This is a genomic window from Salinivibrio sp. ES.052, assembly GCF_900141775.1.
Classification (GTDB): Bacteria; Pseudomonadota; Gammaproteobacteria; order Enterobacterales; family Vibrionaceae; genus Salinivibrio.
This window is the reverse complement of sequence record NZ_FSRI01000003.1, coordinates 191,302-207,370: the sequence shown is the minus strand read 5'-3', so window position 1 is coordinate 207,370 and position 16,069 is coordinate 191,302. Positions and strand designations below refer to the sequence as shown.

Here is a 16,069-nt window from a genome sequence, read left to right as displayed (position 1 = left end):
TGTGTCATAAAAGTTGGGCGAGCGTTGTGTTTTTTTTTGTTCACAGTGTGATCGGTGCCGATAAATTGCAGTGATTTGCCCCGCCGTTTACGGGGCAAAACGCCTTTACTCCTGACTCAAGTGATTGGCATACAGTTTCGGTCGACGATGCTTGAGGTTGGTGACTGAACCTCGTTCGTGTAGCATTTTAAGTTTGTCTAAATCGACATCTGCAAAGATCATCATCTCAGTATTCGCATTGGCTTCTGCAAGGATAGCGTCATGCGGGAAATACACATCTGATGGCGAGAACACGGCTGATTCCGCATACTGAATGTCAACGTTATCCACCCGAGGGAGGTTGCCAACACTTCCGCCAATGGCCACATAGCACTCATTTTCAATCGCCCTAGCTTGCGCGCATAAGCGAACACGTAGGTAACCATTTTTGGTATCGGTCCAGAAGGGGACAAACAGTATTTGGACTCCCTGTTCAGCAAGGATTCGTCCTAACTCTGGAAATTCAGCGTCGTAACAAGTTAGGATCCCAATCCGCCCCGCGTCGGTTTCGATGACGTTGACGGAGTCGCCACCATCAATGACCCAATCACGCTGTTCATGGGGTGTAATATGGATTTTATATTGTTCATCAATGCTCCCGTCGCGGTGCATTAAGTAGGAAACATTATAAAGTTTTCCATCTTCGAGTACCGGCATACTGCCAGCAATAATATTAATGTTATAGGTGACCGCCAACTGCGAAAACCGTTGCTTAATTGCTTGGGTAAATTCACTGAGAAAACGGATCGCTTCGACGGATCGTTTGTCGGGCGCTAACCCCATCAATGGTGCACAGAAAAACTCTGGAAATAACGCAAAGTCTGATTGATAGTTGGCTAATGAGGAGACGAAAAACTCAGCCTGGTTCAATAGGTCATCGACCGAGAGAACATGACGCATTTGCCATTGCACGACCCCGAGACGGACGATGGTTTTTTCAATATCGTGGACTGAAGATGCATCCTCTTCATAGAAGAAGTTATCCCATTCCAGCAGTGTCGCATAGCCCGCCGATTTATCGTCTTCGGGTAAATAGCGGTTCATCAGTCGTTTGACGTCAAAATCATTGGAAAGCTGAAAAGAGAGGATGGGGTCGTGGATCTCTTTTCTTCTGACTTTATTGATGTAATCAGTGACTGAAACATCATTGTGTTTGTGATAACCAGGAATGCGTCCGCCGGCGAGGATTGCTTTTAAGTTCAGAGCCTGACACAGATCTTTTCTTGCTTCGTAGAGCCGTCGACCAAGACGATGACCGCGATAATCTGGGTGCACAAAAACATCAAGGCCATATAGCGCATCCCCTTTCGTGTCGTGAAATACCACACCGTCATCGGTGATAATATCGGCATAAGTATGCGGCAGCGAAAAGCGATTGTAAGACACTTTCAGTGTTAATGCCGCGGCAACAATTTTCCCGTTGTCTTCAATACATATCTGGCCATCGGGGAAGGCAGTGATGAGTTGCATGATCGTGCTCTTGGGCCAAGCACCGCCGACATCTGGGAAGACGAGATCCATCAACTCTGCCAAGGGTTGATAGTCGCTCACTTCGATAACACGCAAATTCAGTAGCGTGGCGGTGTTCTCATCCATTACACGTTCTCCTATTAAGGGCTGAACGGATATTATGACAAAGATTGGCGCTCAAGATAACGTTTAGGGAATGAAGAGTGATCTATAACGTCTGTTGGGTAAAAAGCCAAATAGCGAGTAAAGCAAACACTGCGGCCATCACTTTATGTTGATACCTTTGAACATTAGGGTTCGTTAATATCGCGTTACCCAATTTCCCTACAATAGCAACCAGTAAAATATTAAAGGCAAGACCAAGAAGGTTGAGAAGTAGGCCTAGCGTTAATAGTTGGGTGCTTGAGGACGCTTGAATTTGTTGCGAGATAAATTGCGGTAAAAACAAGACAAAAAAGAGCAATGCCTTGGGGTTAAGAAGATTCGTCATGACCGCACGCTTATAAAGATGCCGGCCCATACGCTGTTGATGCTCCAGTGTCGCACTATCAGTTGGTGAAGCGCGCCAGGTATCTACACTCATTTTGAGAAGGTAGGCGGCTCCTACGTATTGAAGCAGTGTTAATGCAAGGGGGGACATTGCAATCATTGCCGATACGCCCGTTGCTGCGAGCGCTGTAAGGATCAGCCCAGATGTGGCATTGCCTAGGCTTGCTGCGACCCCGACTCGTCGACCATAACTGATGCTTGCACTTATAATCAGTAACATGTCTGGGCCAGGGACCAGTAATAGTGCGATAACAGCCGTTAAATAAACGGGGAGTAAATTAGGATCGATCATAAATGCACAAGATATTACTAACCAAAGAAAGTGCGGCATTTTACCCGCTATCTAGGCATTATCAATACTGATTGGCTAATGGATTGGTTTGTTATACAAGTTGAATCTTTACAGCTAGTGTTAGTGATCAATACATAGTGTGAGTGGTCAATAAAAAATGCCTCCAATATAGGAGGCATTTTATTATCCGCATAGCGCGTCGTCGCATTGTTATGCCGCACGAATTGTTGGCTTCGGTGTTGGTTTTTCAATGAAACATGCGTGTAGTGCGCAGATCGAAGCATGATAAAACTTATCAAGCACAACGTATTGAACATCAACATCACGCATTGAGGAGTGTGCCGCTTTCGGATTTATCTCTGCATCAAGTAGCGCCAGCATGCCTTTACTCATCGTCTGGTTTGAGTCAATACGGCTACCAATGACAGAAATCAGTGCGACCATCTCGCCGGTAATCTTCGCTTTCGGATAGAGCTTTTCAACACGGTTAATCACCTTGTCTTGGCTCGCCGTTTTGCCATCCAAGTAGTAGGTGATTGAGTTTGCGTTCATCTCCTTACTGATGAGCTGAACGTTTTCTTCGCGAATGATTTCCATCACGTCGTAACTCACGCGGTCGACGAGTCCAACCATCGATTGGTCGAAAATATGTAGCGCTAGTACTTTGTCTCGACCGGCAATGATTTCAATTTCATTGTCTTTAGGGCGGTATTTATGAGAAATGACTGTCCCATCATGGTCGGGCTCAAATGTGTTTTTAACAACCAATTCAATACCTACAGCACGCATACCTGATGCGGCGTTAGGGTGGATCGCTTCCATCCCAAGGTTGGCAAGTTGATCTGCAACATCGTAGTTACTCAATCCCATTGGCTGTACACGTTCTGGCCCAACAATGCGTGGGTCTGCGCTACTTAGGTGATATTCCTTGTGGATCACCGCGCTGCTTGCTTTGGTCAATACGGCAATCCGGCTAAATGTCATTTCACTGTAACCGCGATCATAAGTCTTCATCAGACCTTCATCACAATAGACGTAGCCGGTAACGATGGGCAGCTCATTACTGAAATCAATGTCTTCCATGGCATTGGCAATCACCGTATTGAGGTCGCCTTTGCCTTCATCTGGGTTGTCCCAGCCTGATAGGTCAACAAATCGTGAGTTAATTCCCACACTCTCAAGCAGCAGAGTCGAGTTATGTGCACTGTGTGCTTCACCAATTGATGAAAGGAACTCACGAACTTGTGGTAAATAGCTTTCCAGAGAAAACTGCCCATAGTTACAGGTTTCGAGTATACCTTCGATACAGCTGTGCGCTTTTTCCATTCGCTGGCGAATAAAGTTATCGGCACGCTCACGGTATACAGGATCAGGAAACATATTGCTGTTAATAAGCAACATACGCTGTTCCAGCTCGTCCATCGCATCACGCCACTTTGGATTGTTCGCGGCAAGAAGGCGATAAATGCCTGGTTTACCCGAACGCTTACACTCCAGCAATGCATCCGTGATGCCAGCGTAAGCAGAAACGACAAAAATGCGGTTGTACGGGTTTGACGGGTACAAAAAGATATTATCCATGACAGCGTCATAGGCTGACATCGATGTACCGCCGATCTTTTCAACGGTATGATTCATGTGAGCTCCTTGTGGGCTTTATGAATTAGAAGGCCGATTGGGTTTACAGGGGCAGCATCCGGCTGCCCCTTGACGGTTAATCGACTAATGGATAAACACCGTTTTCATCATGTGTTTCTTGCCCTGTAATGGGCGGGTTAAACACACAGGCCATGACCATATCGACACCTTTATTTGCACGAAGCTGGTGCTCGTCATGCTTGTCTAAGACATACAGCGTACCGGGTTTGATAGGGTAAACCTTACCGTCGTCGGTGGTTTCAATCTCGCCCTCACCAGACATGCAATACACTGATTCTAGATGGTTCTGATAGTGGATATGCGTGTCTGTATTTGCGTATATAGTTGTAATATGGAACGAAAAACCCATATTGTCATCGCGTAGCAGCATGCGTACGCTTTCCCAGTTTTCAGCTGTAACGCGGCGTTCACTGTTCTGACATTCTTCTAATGTGCGGACAATCATTGTTATTCCTTATACATCGATTCGTTAAATGGCTATCGTAAGACTCGCGTCATTATGATGCTTTTTTGAGCTTCTCTTTTTTATACTGCTCAACGGATTTAACGAAAATCTGTAAGCCTTTTTCCATCTCAGCTTCACTGACTGTCAGTGGTGCGAAGAATTTAATCACTTCGTCATCTGGACCTGCGGTTTCGATGATCATGCCGTTATCAAAACAAAGACCAGTGATGGCATCAGAAATATCACCGTTTTGACATGCAATCCCTTGCATCAGACCACGTCCTTTAATGGTCTCAAAAAGATCACTGTTTTTAGCCAGCATCTCTTGCAAGACTTTATTAAGCTGAGTCGCTCTGTCTTGAACATGCGTTTGGAATTGCTCATCGCGCCAATAGGTTTCGATAGCTTCAGTCGCGGCGACAAATGCATGGTTGTTACCACGGAATGTACCGTTATGCTCACCCGGTGCCCATTGATCCAGCTCAGGTTTTAGTAGCACTACCGCCATCGGTAGGCCATAACCACCAATTGATTTGGATAAGGTCACGATGTCAGGTTTGATACCTGAAGGCTCGAAACTAAAGAAAGTACCCGTACGGCCACACCCAGCTTGGATATCATCCACAATGACGAGAATATCGTGGGCCTTACAGATGTCTTGTAGACGCTGCAGCCACTCGTTTGAGGCAACATTCAAGCCGCCTTCACCTTGGACAACTTCCAGCAATACTGCAGCAGGCTTGTCGCCACCTGTCAGCCCGCTTGAAGCGTCATTTAACATGGTTTCAAACAAAGTAAGACCGTCAACATTCGCGTAGCCGTCATACGGGATGCGGGTCACTGAGTTATTGACAGGAATACCGCCACCGCCACGGTGGTGATGATTGCCTGTTACAGCCAAGGCACCATAGGTACAGCCGTGAAAGCCATTAGTGAATGAGACAATATTCGAACGTCCCGTAACTTTACGCGCTAACTTCATCGCTGCTTCGACAGCGTTGGTGCCTGTTGGGCCAGTGAACTGAAGCTTATAGTCCAGGTCACGTGGTGCTAAGATTTGCTCTTTAAATACTTCGAGAAAGCGTTTTTTCGCGCTTGTATGCATGTCAAGGCCGTGAGTAATGCCATCTTTCTCGATGTACTCAATTAACGCCTTTTTTAGCGTTGGATTATTGTGTCCATAGTTAAGCGAACCGGCGCCAGCAAGAAAATCGAGGTAGCGCTTGCCGTCTACGTCAGTGATCCAACAACCCTTTGCGCTTTCGAACACAACCGGGAAGTTGTTGGCGTAACATTGAACGTTTGACTCCTGCGATTTAAAGATATCCATAACTCATCCTGTTATTTTTTGAGTGGAATTCGGAAAAGGTATTCGGTGTCGTGTTCACCGTTGAAGTGCTCTTGTTCGTCGAGGAACACTGAGCGTTGACCGCCCTTACCGTATAGGCGGTCTACCTTTTTAAACAGCGCCCATGAACCAGCGTTGTCTTCTGTAATCGTGGTTTCAATGAATTGAATGTCTTGCGCGACTTTACGCGCCAGCAGTGCTTCAATCATTGAGAGGGCAAGCCCTTCACCACGTGCTTTTGGCGACACAGCGACCTGCCAAACGAAGAAAGCGTTTGGCTGCTCAGGACGGATATAGCCTGATATAAAGCCTTGTACATCGCCATCACGCTCTGCGACGACGCAAGTTTCTTTAAAGTGCGTCGCTTGCAAAAAGTTGCAATAAGCGGAGTTCACATCCAACGGTGGGCACTGAGTAATTAATCGATAGATGTCGCCGCCATCCTTGATGGCAGGCTTACGAAACACAAACTGCGTGTTTGGTTTTGTTTGTTTACGGTCGAGTACTTCAGAGTCCAGCACTGCCGTATCTGTCGTTTTTGATCGCCACATAATTGTTTTGTGCTCTAACGAATTCGTTTTATATAATAGGCGATGAATTTGGTTAATCAACCCCAAATTTTAGTGGTTGATTTATCATTTTTAGGTAATGCTCTGTTTTTGTTGGGTTTTTATATTGTTAAATTTTTTATTAAAGTAAGTGTTTCGAGGCGTAACATTTACTGGCCTAAAGGTGTGAGAGGGATCTCAATACAAATGATGTGTTGCTAAGTAGGTTTAAGGCGCGTGGTGACAGCTTACTTGAATGGCGTGGTTTGTGAATGCAAGCAGCCCTAGAATAGGGCTGTCTGATAAGGAGGGAGGTTGGATTTAGGGTCCTTGTAATAAAAAATCTCGGTATTGTGTATCTTCTCGAACCACGTGATGAATCCACCAATAGCGTAAAAACTTGAAAAACTCTGAGCGATAGAGTTCGGGGTCGGCTTGGCATTGCAGCAGTACATATTGCGCTTGCCGAGCCAGGCGCTGGTGGACTGCAGTGTGCTCTTTGTATTTTGGGTAGGTGTGTGCTTCGAGAATATCTTCCTCTAACTGAAAATGTGAATCGATGTAATCACGAAAGCGCTGAGCGAGGGCATCGAAATCCGTTTTATCTTCCCCCTCATGGTGATAAGCAATGGCTTCATACGTATCGTTAATGATTGAGAGCAGTTGCTTGTTACTGTCATCAAGATCTTGGTGACCAACCGTATACTTATCTTGCCAGCGAATGAATTTACGATCTTTGGGCTCTCCCATAGGAGGAGCTGGCACTGCCGGTTCTTTTTTCGCGAGATCCGGTGCTACTTCGCCTTCGGGAGCATGAATCCCCTCAATCTTTTGTTGCTCTTCTTCCGTAAACACAATGGCACCATTGTGCTCAAAGTCCGTTGATTTAGCCGGATCTGACTGATACATCTCAAAGTAAAACTTGGGGGGTTTTTTGGCTTTGGTTTGTTTCGATAACTGCTTAACGCGATTTTCCAAGTCTTGTTTTTTAACTGGCTTTACCATAAAGGCATCAACGTCGTACCGGATACATTCGCTGATCACTGCTTGAGAGGCGTTAGCGGTTAAAATAATAATGGGCATATCATGACGCAGGTGGTACCGCCCGCTTCTCATCAGGCGCAACATTTCCAAACCATCAATGGGGTCCATTTGCAGATCTGTGATGATAAGACTGGGTTCATCATGGTAAGCGCGCGAGATAGCCTCAGCCCCGTCCGCTGCTGTGATCACCGACTTAATACCGAGTGCTTGTGCCATTAACCCTATGGTGTCACGAATCATTTCATGATCATCGACAATTAAGCACGGAGATAGCATACGTCCTCCCGACAATTTCCTATCTTGTCAGCCTAGTGGATGGTAAGAATAGCGTCTACTAACATCATGATTGAATGCGATATTGACGAGGTTTACAGGAAGGCAAAGGATTATAAAGATAAAAAAAGCGCCCATTAGGGCGCCTTTCTTATTAAATTTGGTTTGGCTTACAGGCGAACAACGTTCGCAGCCTGAGGGCCTTTCTGACCTTGCTCGATATCGAACTCAACCTGTTGGCCTTCCGCAAGTGTGCGGAAGCCGTCACCAACGATAGCACGGAAGTGAACGAATACGTCTGGACCGTTCTCTTGCTGGATAAAACCGAAACCTTTCTCTTCGTTAAACCACTTAACGGTACCATTAGCTTTGGACATGGTGTCTCCTGAATATATTATCTAGGTGTTGCAGTGACGCGAGTGCCGTTAATCGACTCTATGGGCAAATGTAGCGAATATCTTCAGGACAACTAACTTTCCAGCCTAGCGGTGGGGTGTTTCGATGTAACTATATTCAATTGCTGCATAAATTTCCGATTCCAGAAGCTACTAAACAGCTTCAACAGAACTACGCGTAGTTTGCGTATCAATTTACCGATGGTTGCCGCACGATGCGCGCGTCAACCGCCAGTGATGTCAACCATTACGGATGATCATTAACGAGAATACACCCAAAATAATGCGAGGTAAATCTCTTTTGCTGATGAAATCGCGATCTTCATAAAGAGTTTTAAAAAATGGGATCAAGCACGGAGGGCTGTGTCGTTATAGAGCAAAATCATATTGAAAAAAGCGATCTAGATTAAGAGGAGTGTCAAATTTGTTATTGTTATCTGTCTTTTTACGCTGACATTGACGTATCCTAATTGCTCAGGTGTTCACGAATCGTTACTCATGCCTGAGCTCTTAACATCATCTATATTGGTCGTATTAGCGACAGTAAGTAGGATCCCTCCATGGATAACGTCTTTTTTGAAATATCGAGTTTTATTGGTGTGTGGATAGTACTAGCCATCTTAGTGGTTGTTGTGCTTCGAGGCGCCATCACATTTGTCCCGCAAAACACTGCCTATGTGGTAGAACGGTTTGGCAAGTACTACAAAACAATGGAAGCGGGGCTTAATGTCATCGTTCCTTTTATTGATCGTGTGGCATATACGCGAACCCTCAAAGAGCAAGCATATGATGTTCCCAGTCAATCTGCGATTACACGTGACAATATATCGTTGGTGGTGGACGGCGTCCTTTATATCAAAGTCCTGGATCCCTTCAAAGCTTGCTATGGCGTGAATGACTATGTTTACTCAGTGACACAGCTTGCGCAAACAACGATGCGTAGTGAAGTGGGTAAAATGGAGTTAGATAAAACGTTTGAAGAACGTGAAAGCTTGAACACAGCGATTGTTTCTGCAATCAATGAGGCTGCCCAGCCTTGGGGTGTGCAAGTACTCCGCTATGAAATTAAGGATATCGATCCACCGCGCTCTGTTCTCGATGCTATGGAGCGTCAAATGAAAGCTGAGCGTGAGAAACGTGCGGTGATCCTTGAGTCTGAAGGGGCGCGTCAATCTGATATCAATGTGGCAGAGGGGCAGAAGCAGGCGCGCGTTTTAGCCGCGGAAGCTGAGAAATCGGAGCAAATACTGAAAGCTCAGGGTGAAGCTCAAGCTATTATTGCTGTAGCGGAAGCACAAGCCGAAGCGCTTGAAATTGTTGGTACACGAGCCATCACTGAGGAAGGGCAAAAAGCGATTCAGCTCGAACTGGCAGAGAAGGCGATTAGCGCGAAACAAGCGATTGCGAAAGAGTCTTCTGTTGTGTTGTTGCCAGATTCGGGGACGGGAGCAGCGAATGTTGTTGCAGAAGCGATGACGATTATCGAGACGTTGAATAAAGCTAAAGGTTAAATAGGATAAATAACTTGGGTCACTATCTCGCAGAATTAACCATTATTATTGGATTATTGTTGTTGGCCGTCGAGGTTTGGTTGCTAGGCCTATCGACGATCGTCTTACTCGCAACAGGCAGTGCTGCTATTTTGGTCGGCCTGTTGGCCATGGTCGGTGTGTTGCCCGAAACCGTGACAGCGTTGTTTAGTGGTACTGGGATTGGTGCGGGGTTATTAACCCTATTATTATGGCGACCGCTAAAACGACTGCAACGTGGAGGCCGTCGTCCAGACAACCGGCATAGCGATTTTATTGGGTTGACGTTGACACTGACAGCCCCATTAAGCCGTGAGCAGCCGTCATCAGCTAAATACTCAGGGATCACATGGCAATTGCAGCTGGATGCAAATGCAGGTGATATTGTCCTTCAGCCCGGCGAGCAAGTACGAGTGAGTGGGGTGGATGTCGGGCGTTTTACCGTTGAGCCTGTATCCTCTCCAGATACAGCATAAACACGTTGTAGATGATGCCATTGGCGCAACCAATATGAACATCAAAAAAATGGATATAAAAAAGCTCGGGCATCGGCCCGAGCTTTTTATTATATCGCCTACGCGCGTGTGTGATTTAGGCTTTTTTTAGTTTCTTTTCAAGCTTTTTAAGCTTGCCTTGTTGTTTCTCGACTTTCGCTTTTGTCTTCTTAATCGATTTTTTCAGATCTTTCTTAGATACTTTCGCCATGGATATTTCTCCTTGAGTATTTATTGCCGAAGCGTGTGCCACTGCAATACAGCATCATGCTGTGGTCTGGTGCCGGCAATGTGCACCTTAAACGTATTCAGGACTCTTTTTTTGTTTCGTGGTCTTTCAAAAATTGTTTGATAAAGCGCCTTATTTCTCGTGCGGCTGATGTGTCAGATTCTTCACATGCCTGCACGAATGCATTGCGTTGCTCGCTGCTTATTCGTATTAGTAATTGGCTGTCTTTATTATTTTTTTCTTTTTTTGCCATGTCTTAATGCCCATATTATAGATATACAATGTATATACATTTTTTAGTTGTTTCTAGTAGAAGATGACGGAATTGTGATCTGTTTAGTGTTCAAATGATAATGACAGCCATCGATGAGCCACTGAATGACTTAGTGCTGATCGCTATGACATATTGTTAAATAGAGGCCAAAAAATCCATTTTGGACGTCTAAATGTCTTTACTGCTTATCGTTGAGGGCTTAGTCTAGAAAAGAGGCCAATAAAGGATGGGTGAGTGATGGAAAAGAAACAAAGCCGTACACAGCTAATTCATGCGGGACGCCGAAGAAGCTATACCCTGGGGGGAGTCAACCCGGTTGTGCAGCGTACTTCTTCAATTATTTTCGATTCATTAGCAGAGAAAAAGCATGCGATTGCTCATCGCCACCAACAAACGTTGTTCTATGGCAGGCGCGGGACGACGACACATTTTGCCTTGCAAGATGCAATGACAGAGCTCGAGCAAGGAACGGGGTGTGCATTATTTCCGTGTGGTGCAGCGGCAATCGCAAACAGTATTCTCGCGTTTGTGAAAACAGGCGACCACATTTTGGTCTCAGGATCGGCGTATGAGCCAACCCAAGACTTTTGCCAGAAAATCTTGGCTGATATGCAGGTTGATACCGAATATTTTGATCCACTTGAGGGCAAAGAAATCAGTAAGCGGATAAAAACCAATACGCGTATTGTTTTCTTAGAGTCTCCGGGATCGTATACGATGGAGGTGCATGACACGCCCGCTATTGTTGAAGCCGTGCGTGAAAGAGCACCGGATGCGGTGATCATGATGGATAATACCTGGGCGGCAGGTCGCTTGTATCAACCACTCGCACAAGGGGTAGATATTTCTATCCAATCAGGAACCAAATACATTATCGGCCATTCAGACAATATGCTGGGTACTGCCGTTGCCAATGCACGATGTTGGCCAACGTTACGAGAGCGTGTCTACTTAATGGGACAAACCGTTGACCCTGACACCGCTTACCAAGCAACAAGAGGGTTGCGCACTCTCGATGTGCGTCTCGCTCAGCATCAAGATAATGCATTGCAAGTGGCGAACTGGTTGAATGAGCAGTCTGAAGTCGCGAAAATTCTGCATCCGAGCTTTACTGATTGTCCCGGACATCGTTATTTTGCGCGTGATTTTAGCGGCAGTAACGGGCTTTTCTCGTTTGTCTTTCATCAGCGTTTGTCCGATGCTCAGCTAGAAGCGTTTTGTGATCATATGCAGTATTTCAGTATGGCTTACTCATGGGGAGGTTTTGAGTCGTTACTTTTGGCCAATCAGCCTGAACAGCTCAACCGTATCCGACCGGTTGGTAAGGTAGAGTTTTCTGGTACACTGGTGAGGCTACATATCGGGTTAGAGCAAGTCGACGATCTGATTGCCGATCTGGCCGCCGGTTTCGAGCGTATCAAGAACGCCTGATTAAGAGGGAAGGAGCCCCTTCAGCGAGGGCGCTTTCTTTCTTAGACTCGATGAAGGGCGTGAGATCGCGTTATCACAACATGCCTCTAGGTTTGAAATTGATCAGTTAATTGCGTCAATGCGCTGGATTGCTGGCTCAACTGACCACTCACATCGCTGGTGGTATCGATGGCATCGGTGAGCGATTGGCTACCCTGCTTGAGCGCGCGACGCTGCTCAGTGAGATGGGCGATTTCTTTGTGTTGTGAATCCAATGCGGCTTCAACTTCTGCGCTGAGCTGTTCCAGCCCTTGGAAGGTAGTGTGCATGTCACCCAGATAGCTTTGCAGCCGGATGCTGGCTTGGTGGTTATCGGCACTGGCAGATTGAGTCTCCTTGAGGAGAGTGCTGGCGGTATCAACTTGGCCTAGCAGATCGTTAATCCAGTTACGGATATCTCCCGTCGATTGTGCTGTACGTTGAGATAAGCCTCTTACTTCATCGGCGACAACCGCAAAACCCCGGCCATACTCACCGGCGCGAGCTGCTTCAATCGCGGCATTGAGGGCAAGCAAGTTGGTTTGCTCGGCAATGCTCTCGATCACATCCATGACGCCAGCAATTTGGTTGCTGGTTTGTTTCAACGTTGCCATGGTACTCGACACGTTTTCAACGACTTTAACGCTATGGGCAATTGAGGCTTCTGTCGCGCTCATTTGCGTTTGAATTTCATCGTTGTCCTGAGAGACTTTGCCGATGTATTCACGGGTGTCATGAATGGCGTTGGCGATTTCTGTGGTTGCGCCTTCCATCACCGTGAGTGACTGCGCGACATCGTTGACGTTTTTGCGTGTTTGCTTGTTGATCGTCGCCACTTGCGTGCTTTGCTGGTCTAACGTATCTGACTGTTGATCCAGCGCTGATGTTCGCGATTGTATATCGGTGACAAAGTAACTGAACTTATCGAGCAAGTTATTTGATGCCCGAGCGACGGCACTGACCTCATCTCGATATTTATCGGACAAACGCATGGAGAGATCGGAGCGCTGGTCGATATCCGTCAGGGACGTGGCAATATGATCCAGGCGTACCACCACGGTTTTTCGTAGCCAGGTCATGAGCACCAAGGCAAGTAATAGGGTTATCCCACAGCCAACATAGACAATATTCGATTGCTGATTCAAAAAGGTAATAAGCGCGCCGGCAGAGCTTTTCGCGTTATCTTGACGCTCGGTCAGCTTGTCGTTGATGGCCGCTAACATGGGGTCAACGGCAGGGTAGAGGTCAAAGTCCACGAGACGCCCCGCATCGTAAAAGCTCTTACTGTCGACCGTTTTAGCAAGCTTGGTGAGATATTGGTCGAACTTCTTTTTGCCTTCTCGCTGTTCGGCGCGCCAGTCCGACAAAGACGGATACTGTGACAAGGCTTGCCAGCCCTGTTGATAACGCTGCTGAAGCTTTTCAAATTCAGGGGTGATCTCGTTCCAGAACAAGACTTGTGCTTTGATTTTTTGCGACAGATTGACGAGATCGCGGTGATCACGCTCAAGGGCTAAAAGCGCCCATACTTCGGGAAGTTGATGATTTACATATTCGGCTGAGGCGTCCGCGGAGCGAGCCGATATCCAAAGTGCGAGACTGCCTAGTCCGATGGTTGAGGCGATGAAGAGGGTGAAGGCGATCAGTAATCGCTGTCTTACGCTCATGATACTTCCTGTTAACTGCCAATCCAATGATGCGCCGCAGGTTAGGGTGTCACTGTTTCAGAAGAATGACAGGTGTATCAGTAGTGTGATGTGGGAGTGAACACATCGCGCGGAGGCGGACAGGGGTTGTGATGAAAAAGAGCAGAAAAACAGCGACGAGAAGAAAAAAACGCCCCGACTGAACGGGACGCTTTCACAGACAATGACGTCGCGTTGCCTGTTAACTGGCTTTTTTGGGCGAGTCTGGATCGTCCGATATCGCAGAAGATTTTTGACCACTCTCACTGAGGATGTTTGCCACGGTTTGTCTTGATAGATGCCCGATCAGCTCCCCTTGATTATCAAAGACGGGCAGCGGCCATTTTGACTCCAACGTATCTGGGATCACGGTTTCTAATAAAGAGTCTTGGTCAATGGCGGGAACGTTTTCGAGTAAGCTTGCCTCGATATCGCCGCTTGGGTCTTTGTCACTCAATGCTTTCTCACTCAAGGTGCCTTGATAGCCCTTTTCAGTGATGTAGTAGCCATAATTGGTTTTTTGCTGACGCATCTGCTGGATCGCATCGCCAATGGTGTGGGCACTGATACGACAGATTTGTGGCTGCATCACGGTTTCCACAGTGAGTGCTCGAGCACGGTTAACGTCTTTAACGAAGGCTTCGACATAGTCATCGGCCGGTTGGAGCAAGATATCGACAGGCTCACCCATTTGTACCAGCTTACCATCACGTAAAATGGCAATACGGTCACCAAGCCTCAGCGCCTCGTCGAGATCGTGAGTGATAAAAATGATGGTTTTGTGCAGCTTTTCCTGCAATTCAATCAACTGGTCTTGCATCTCGCTACGAATCAGGGGGTCAAGCGCAGAGAATGCTTCATCCATCAGCAATATTTCCGCATCCGTGCAGAGGGCGCGTGCAAGGCCGACACGTTGTTGTTGGCCGCCAGATAATTGCGCCGGGTACTGATCGGCGTAGCCGTCGAGACCCACAGTCGACAGCCATTGCTCCGCTTTTTTATCGCGTTGCGCTTTCCCTTCGCCTTGAATACGTAAACCGAAGCCAACGTTCTCTTTCACTGTACGGTGCGGGAGTAGGCCAAAGCGCTGGAACACCATGGACATCTTATGGCGTCGAAACGTCTGCAGCTCTTTTTGCGCGTGCTTCATGATATCGGTACCTTCGACGCGGATTTCACCCTCGGTGGGATCGATCAAACGGTTGAAATGACGAATTAAGGTCGATTTTCCCGAACCCGATAGCCCCATGATCACAAATACCTCGCCACGTCGAATAGACAGGTTAATGTCACTGAGCCCAATGGTGTGTCCCGTTTCGTGTAACAGAGCGTCTTTACTTTTCCCTGCCTTGACGTCTGGCATGACTTTTTGCGGATGGTCGCCAAAGACTTTATACAGACCTTGGATCTCAATTAAGGTATATTGAGCTGGCTTAGTCATGGTCACCTCCTTTGAGATGCAGCTGAGAGCGTTTGGCGTAGCTTTGCGACACGCGGTCGAAAATAATCGCAATCACGACAATCGCGAGGCCGTTGAGAAGACCTAAGGTAAAGTATTGGTTGGTTATTGACTTAAGTACAGGTTGCCCAAGACCCGAGACGCCAATCATCGATGCGATGACTACCATTGCCAGTGCCATCATGATGGTTTGGTTAATGCCCGCCATAATCGTTGGCATTGCCAGTGGTAGCTGGATCTGGAATAAACGCTGAAAACCATTAGCGCCGTAGGCTGTTGCTGCCTCTAACACATCTTTGTCGACTAACCGGATACCAAGATTCGTCAAGCGAATAACCGGCGGAATGGCATAAATGACCACGGCAATAACCCCCGGGATCTTGCCAATACCTAATAACATGACCACCGGAATTAAGTACACAAAGGCGGGCATGGTTTGCATGATATCGAGCAATGGTGTGACGACAGCCTGAGTACGATTGGACTTTGACATCGCAATGCCTATCGGCACCCCCACACCAATAGCGACTAGGGTACAGACCAAAATGATACTCATGGTGCTCATGGTGTCTTCCCACATCCCAAGGTAACCAATGAGAGTGAAAGAGATCACTACAGCCGCGGGGAGTTTCCAAGAACGACTGGCGAGATAGGCAATACCAGCGAGTACAGCAATGACCAGCCACCAAGGTGTGGCGAGGAGTAAGTCTTCGAACCAAACAAGAAAGTGGAGGAGAGGGTCAAAGAAGGCTTCGATGCCTTCACCATATTCGCGGGAAAAGTTACGGTAAGCACCATCAAGCGTTTGTCGTATTGTGAGCAAGTCGCGCCTGCTCATTTCTGGCACATCCGTTAGCCAAGAATCAGCCATTGTTATTATTCCTATAC

At 47.0% G+C, this 16,069-nt stretch carries 15 protein-coding genes; 3 read left to right on the top strand and 12 right to left on the bottom strand.

What is annotated here, in order from left to right:
• Positions 1-105: 105 nt before the first annotated feature.
• The 8 genes from BUQ98_RS13875 to BUQ98_RS13840 all read right to left on the bottom strand — a co-directional run bounded on the left by BUQ98_RS13875 (position 106) and on the right by BUQ98_RS13840 (position 8,044).
• Positions 106-1,635 carry a bifunctional GNAT family N-acetyltransferase/carbon-nitrogen hydrolase family protein gene (locus BUQ98_RS13875; protein WP_074214395.1) on the bottom strand — a complete coding sequence of 510 codons (1,530 nt, stop codon included), beginning with the start codon at positions 1,633-1,635 and terminating at the stop codon, positions 106-108.
• A gap of 82 nt (positions 1,636-1,717) precedes the next feature.
• The gene (locus tag BUQ98_RS13870) at positions 1,718-2,350 is read right to left on the bottom strand and encodes a LysE family translocator (protein WP_074214394.1); all 633 of its coding nucleotides are present in this window, start codon (positions 2,348-2,350) and stop codon (positions 1,718-1,720) included.
• Positions 2,351-2,560: 210 nt separating this feature from the next.
• Positions 2,561-3,988, bottom strand: a complete 1,428-nt coding sequence (locus BUQ98_RS13865; protein WP_074214393.1) for an aspartate kinase — start codon at positions 3,986-3,988, stop codon at positions 2,561-2,563.
• Between the two features lie 76 nt (positions 3,989-4,064).
• Positions 4,065-4,454, bottom strand: coding sequence for an ectoine synthase (locus BUQ98_RS13860; protein ID WP_074214392.1), 390 nt, complete (start codon positions 4,452-4,454; stop codon positions 4,065-4,067).
• A 52-nt stretch (positions 4,455-4,506) separates the two neighbouring features.
• Positions 4,507-5,784, bottom strand: a complete 1,278-nt coding sequence (gene ectB, locus BUQ98_RS13855) for a diaminobutyrate--2-oxoglutarate transaminase (RefSeq protein ID WP_074214391.1) — start codon at positions 5,782-5,784, stop codon at positions 4,507-4,509.
• A gap of 11 nt (positions 5,785-5,795) precedes the next feature.
• On the bottom strand, positions 5,796-6,353 hold the full coding sequence (gene ectA, locus BUQ98_RS13850; protein ID WP_083605343.1) for a diaminobutyrate acetyltransferase: 558 nt from the start codon (positions 6,351-6,353) through the stop codon (positions 5,796-5,798).
• Positions 6,354-6,671: 318 nt separating this feature from the next.
• Positions 6,672-7,670, bottom strand: a complete 999-nt coding sequence (locus BUQ98_RS13845; RefSeq protein WP_074214390.1) for a bacteriohemerythrin — start codon at positions 7,668-7,670, stop codon at positions 6,672-6,674.
• A 167-nt stretch (positions 7,671-7,837) separates the two neighbouring features.
• Positions 7,838-8,044, bottom strand: a complete 207-nt coding sequence (locus BUQ98_RS13840) for a transcription antiterminator/RNA stability regulator CspE (RefSeq protein WP_074214389.1) — start codon at positions 8,042-8,044, stop codon at positions 7,838-7,840.
• Between the two features lie 578 nt (positions 8,045-8,622).
• Here BUQ98_RS13840 and BUQ98_RS13835 point away from each other — a divergent pair.
• Together BUQ98_RS13835 and BUQ98_RS13830 are read left to right on the top strand one after the other, a co-directional pair.
• The gene (locus tag BUQ98_RS13835) at positions 8,623-9,573 is read left to right on the top strand and encodes an SPFH domain-containing protein (RefSeq protein WP_074214388.1); all 951 of its coding nucleotides are present in this window, start codon (positions 8,623-8,625) and stop codon (positions 9,571-9,573) included.
• Positions 9,574-9,587: 14 nt separating this feature from the next.
• Positions 9,588-10,067, top strand: a complete 480-nt coding sequence (locus tag BUQ98_RS13830; protein ID WP_254813938.1) for an NfeD family protein — start codon at positions 9,588-9,590, stop codon at positions 10,065-10,067.
• Positions 10,068-10,393: 326 nt separating this feature from the next.
• Here the strand turns inward: BUQ98_RS13830 and BUQ98_RS17055 are convergent, their stop codons facing one another.
• Positions 10,394-10,567 carry a hypothetical protein gene (locus tag BUQ98_RS17055; protein ID WP_175566328.1) on the bottom strand — a complete coding sequence of 58 codons (174 nt, stop codon included), beginning with the start codon at positions 10,565-10,567 and terminating at the stop codon, positions 10,394-10,396.
• Positions 10,568-10,825: 258 nt separating this feature from the next.
• Here BUQ98_RS17055 and metC point away from each other — a divergent pair, with 258 nt between their 5' ends.
• The gene (gene metC, locus BUQ98_RS13825) at positions 10,826-12,019 is read left to right on the top strand and encodes a cystathionine beta-lyase (protein WP_074214386.1); all 1,194 of its coding nucleotides are present in this window, start codon (positions 10,826-10,828) and stop codon (positions 12,017-12,019) included.
• A gap of 86 nt (positions 12,020-12,105) precedes the next feature.
• Here the strand turns inward: metC and BUQ98_RS13820 are convergent, their stop codons facing one another.
• The 3 genes from BUQ98_RS13820 to BUQ98_RS13810 form a co-directional block, all read right to left on the bottom strand.
• The gene (locus BUQ98_RS13820; protein WP_074214385.1) at positions 12,106-13,704 is read right to left on the bottom strand and encodes a methyl-accepting chemotaxis protein; all 1,599 of its coding nucleotides are present in this window, start codon (positions 13,702-13,704) and stop codon (positions 12,106-12,108) included.
• Between the two features lie 220 nt (positions 13,705-13,924).
• On the bottom strand, positions 13,925-15,163 hold the full coding sequence (locus BUQ98_RS13815; protein WP_074214384.1) for a quaternary amine ABC transporter ATP-binding protein: 1,239 nt from the start codon (positions 15,161-15,163) through the stop codon (positions 13,925-13,927).
• Positions 15,156-16,052, bottom strand: coding sequence for an ABC transporter permease (locus BUQ98_RS13810; RefSeq protein WP_074214383.1), 897 nt, complete (start codon positions 16,050-16,052; stop codon positions 15,156-15,158). Before BUQ98_RS13810 ends, BUQ98_RS13815 begins: the two co-directional genes overlap by 8 nt.
• Positions 16,053-16,069: the final 17 nt, after the last annotated feature.

Excerpts from the sequence above, each read along its gene's own strand:
- BUQ98_RS13875 (WP_074214395.1), bottom strand. The coding sequence starts at position 1,635 with ATGGATGAGAACACCGCCACGCTACTGAATTTGCGTGTTATCGAAGTG.
- BUQ98_RS13870 (WP_074214394.1), bottom strand. The coding sequence starts at position 2,350 with ATGATCGATCCTAATTTACTCCCCGTTTATTTAACGGCTGTTATCGCA.
- BUQ98_RS13865 (WP_074214393.1), bottom strand. The coding sequence starts at position 3,988 with ATGAATCATACCGTTGAAAAGATCGGCGGTACATCGATGTCAGCCTAT.
- BUQ98_RS13860 (WP_074214392.1), bottom strand. The coding sequence starts at position 4,454 with ATGATTGTCCGCACATTAGAAGAATGTCAGAACAGTGAACGCCGCGTT.
- ectB (WP_074214391.1), bottom strand. The coding sequence starts at position 5,784 with ATGGATATCTTTAAATCGCAGGAGTCAAACGTTCAATGTTACGCCAAC.
- ectA (WP_083605343.1), bottom strand. The coding sequence starts at position 6,353 with ATGTGGCGATCAAAAACGACAGATACGGCAGTGCTGGACTCTGAAGTA.
- BUQ98_RS13845 (WP_074214390.1), bottom strand. The coding sequence starts at position 7,670 with ATGCTATCTCCGTGCTTAATTGTCGATGATCATGAAATGATTCGTGAC.
- BUQ98_RS13840 (WP_074214389.1), bottom strand. The coding sequence starts at position 8,044 with ATGTCCAAAGCTAATGGTACCGTTAAGTGGTTTAACGAAGAGAAAGGT.
- BUQ98_RS13835 (WP_074214388.1), top strand. The coding sequence starts at position 8,623 with ATGGATAACGTCTTTTTTGAAATATCGAGTTTTATTGGTGTGTGGATA.
- BUQ98_RS17055 (WP_175566328.1), bottom strand. The coding sequence starts at position 10,567 with ATGGCAAAAAAAGAAAAAAATAATAAAGACAGCCAATTACTAATACGA.
- metC (WP_074214386.1), top strand. The coding sequence starts at position 10,826 with ATGGAAAAGAAACAAAGCCGTACACAGCTAATTCATGCGGGACGCCGA.
- BUQ98_RS13820 (WP_074214385.1), bottom strand. The coding sequence starts at position 13,704 with ATGAGCGTAAGACAGCGATTACTGATCGCCTTCACCCTCTTCATCGCC.
- BUQ98_RS13815 (WP_074214384.1), bottom strand. The coding sequence starts at position 15,163 with ATGACTAAGCCAGCTCAATATACCTTAATTGAGATCCAAGGTCTGTAT.
- BUQ98_RS13810 (WP_074214383.1), bottom strand. The coding sequence starts at position 16,052 with ATGGCTGATTCTTGGCTAACGGATGTGCCAGAAATGAGCAGGCGCGAC.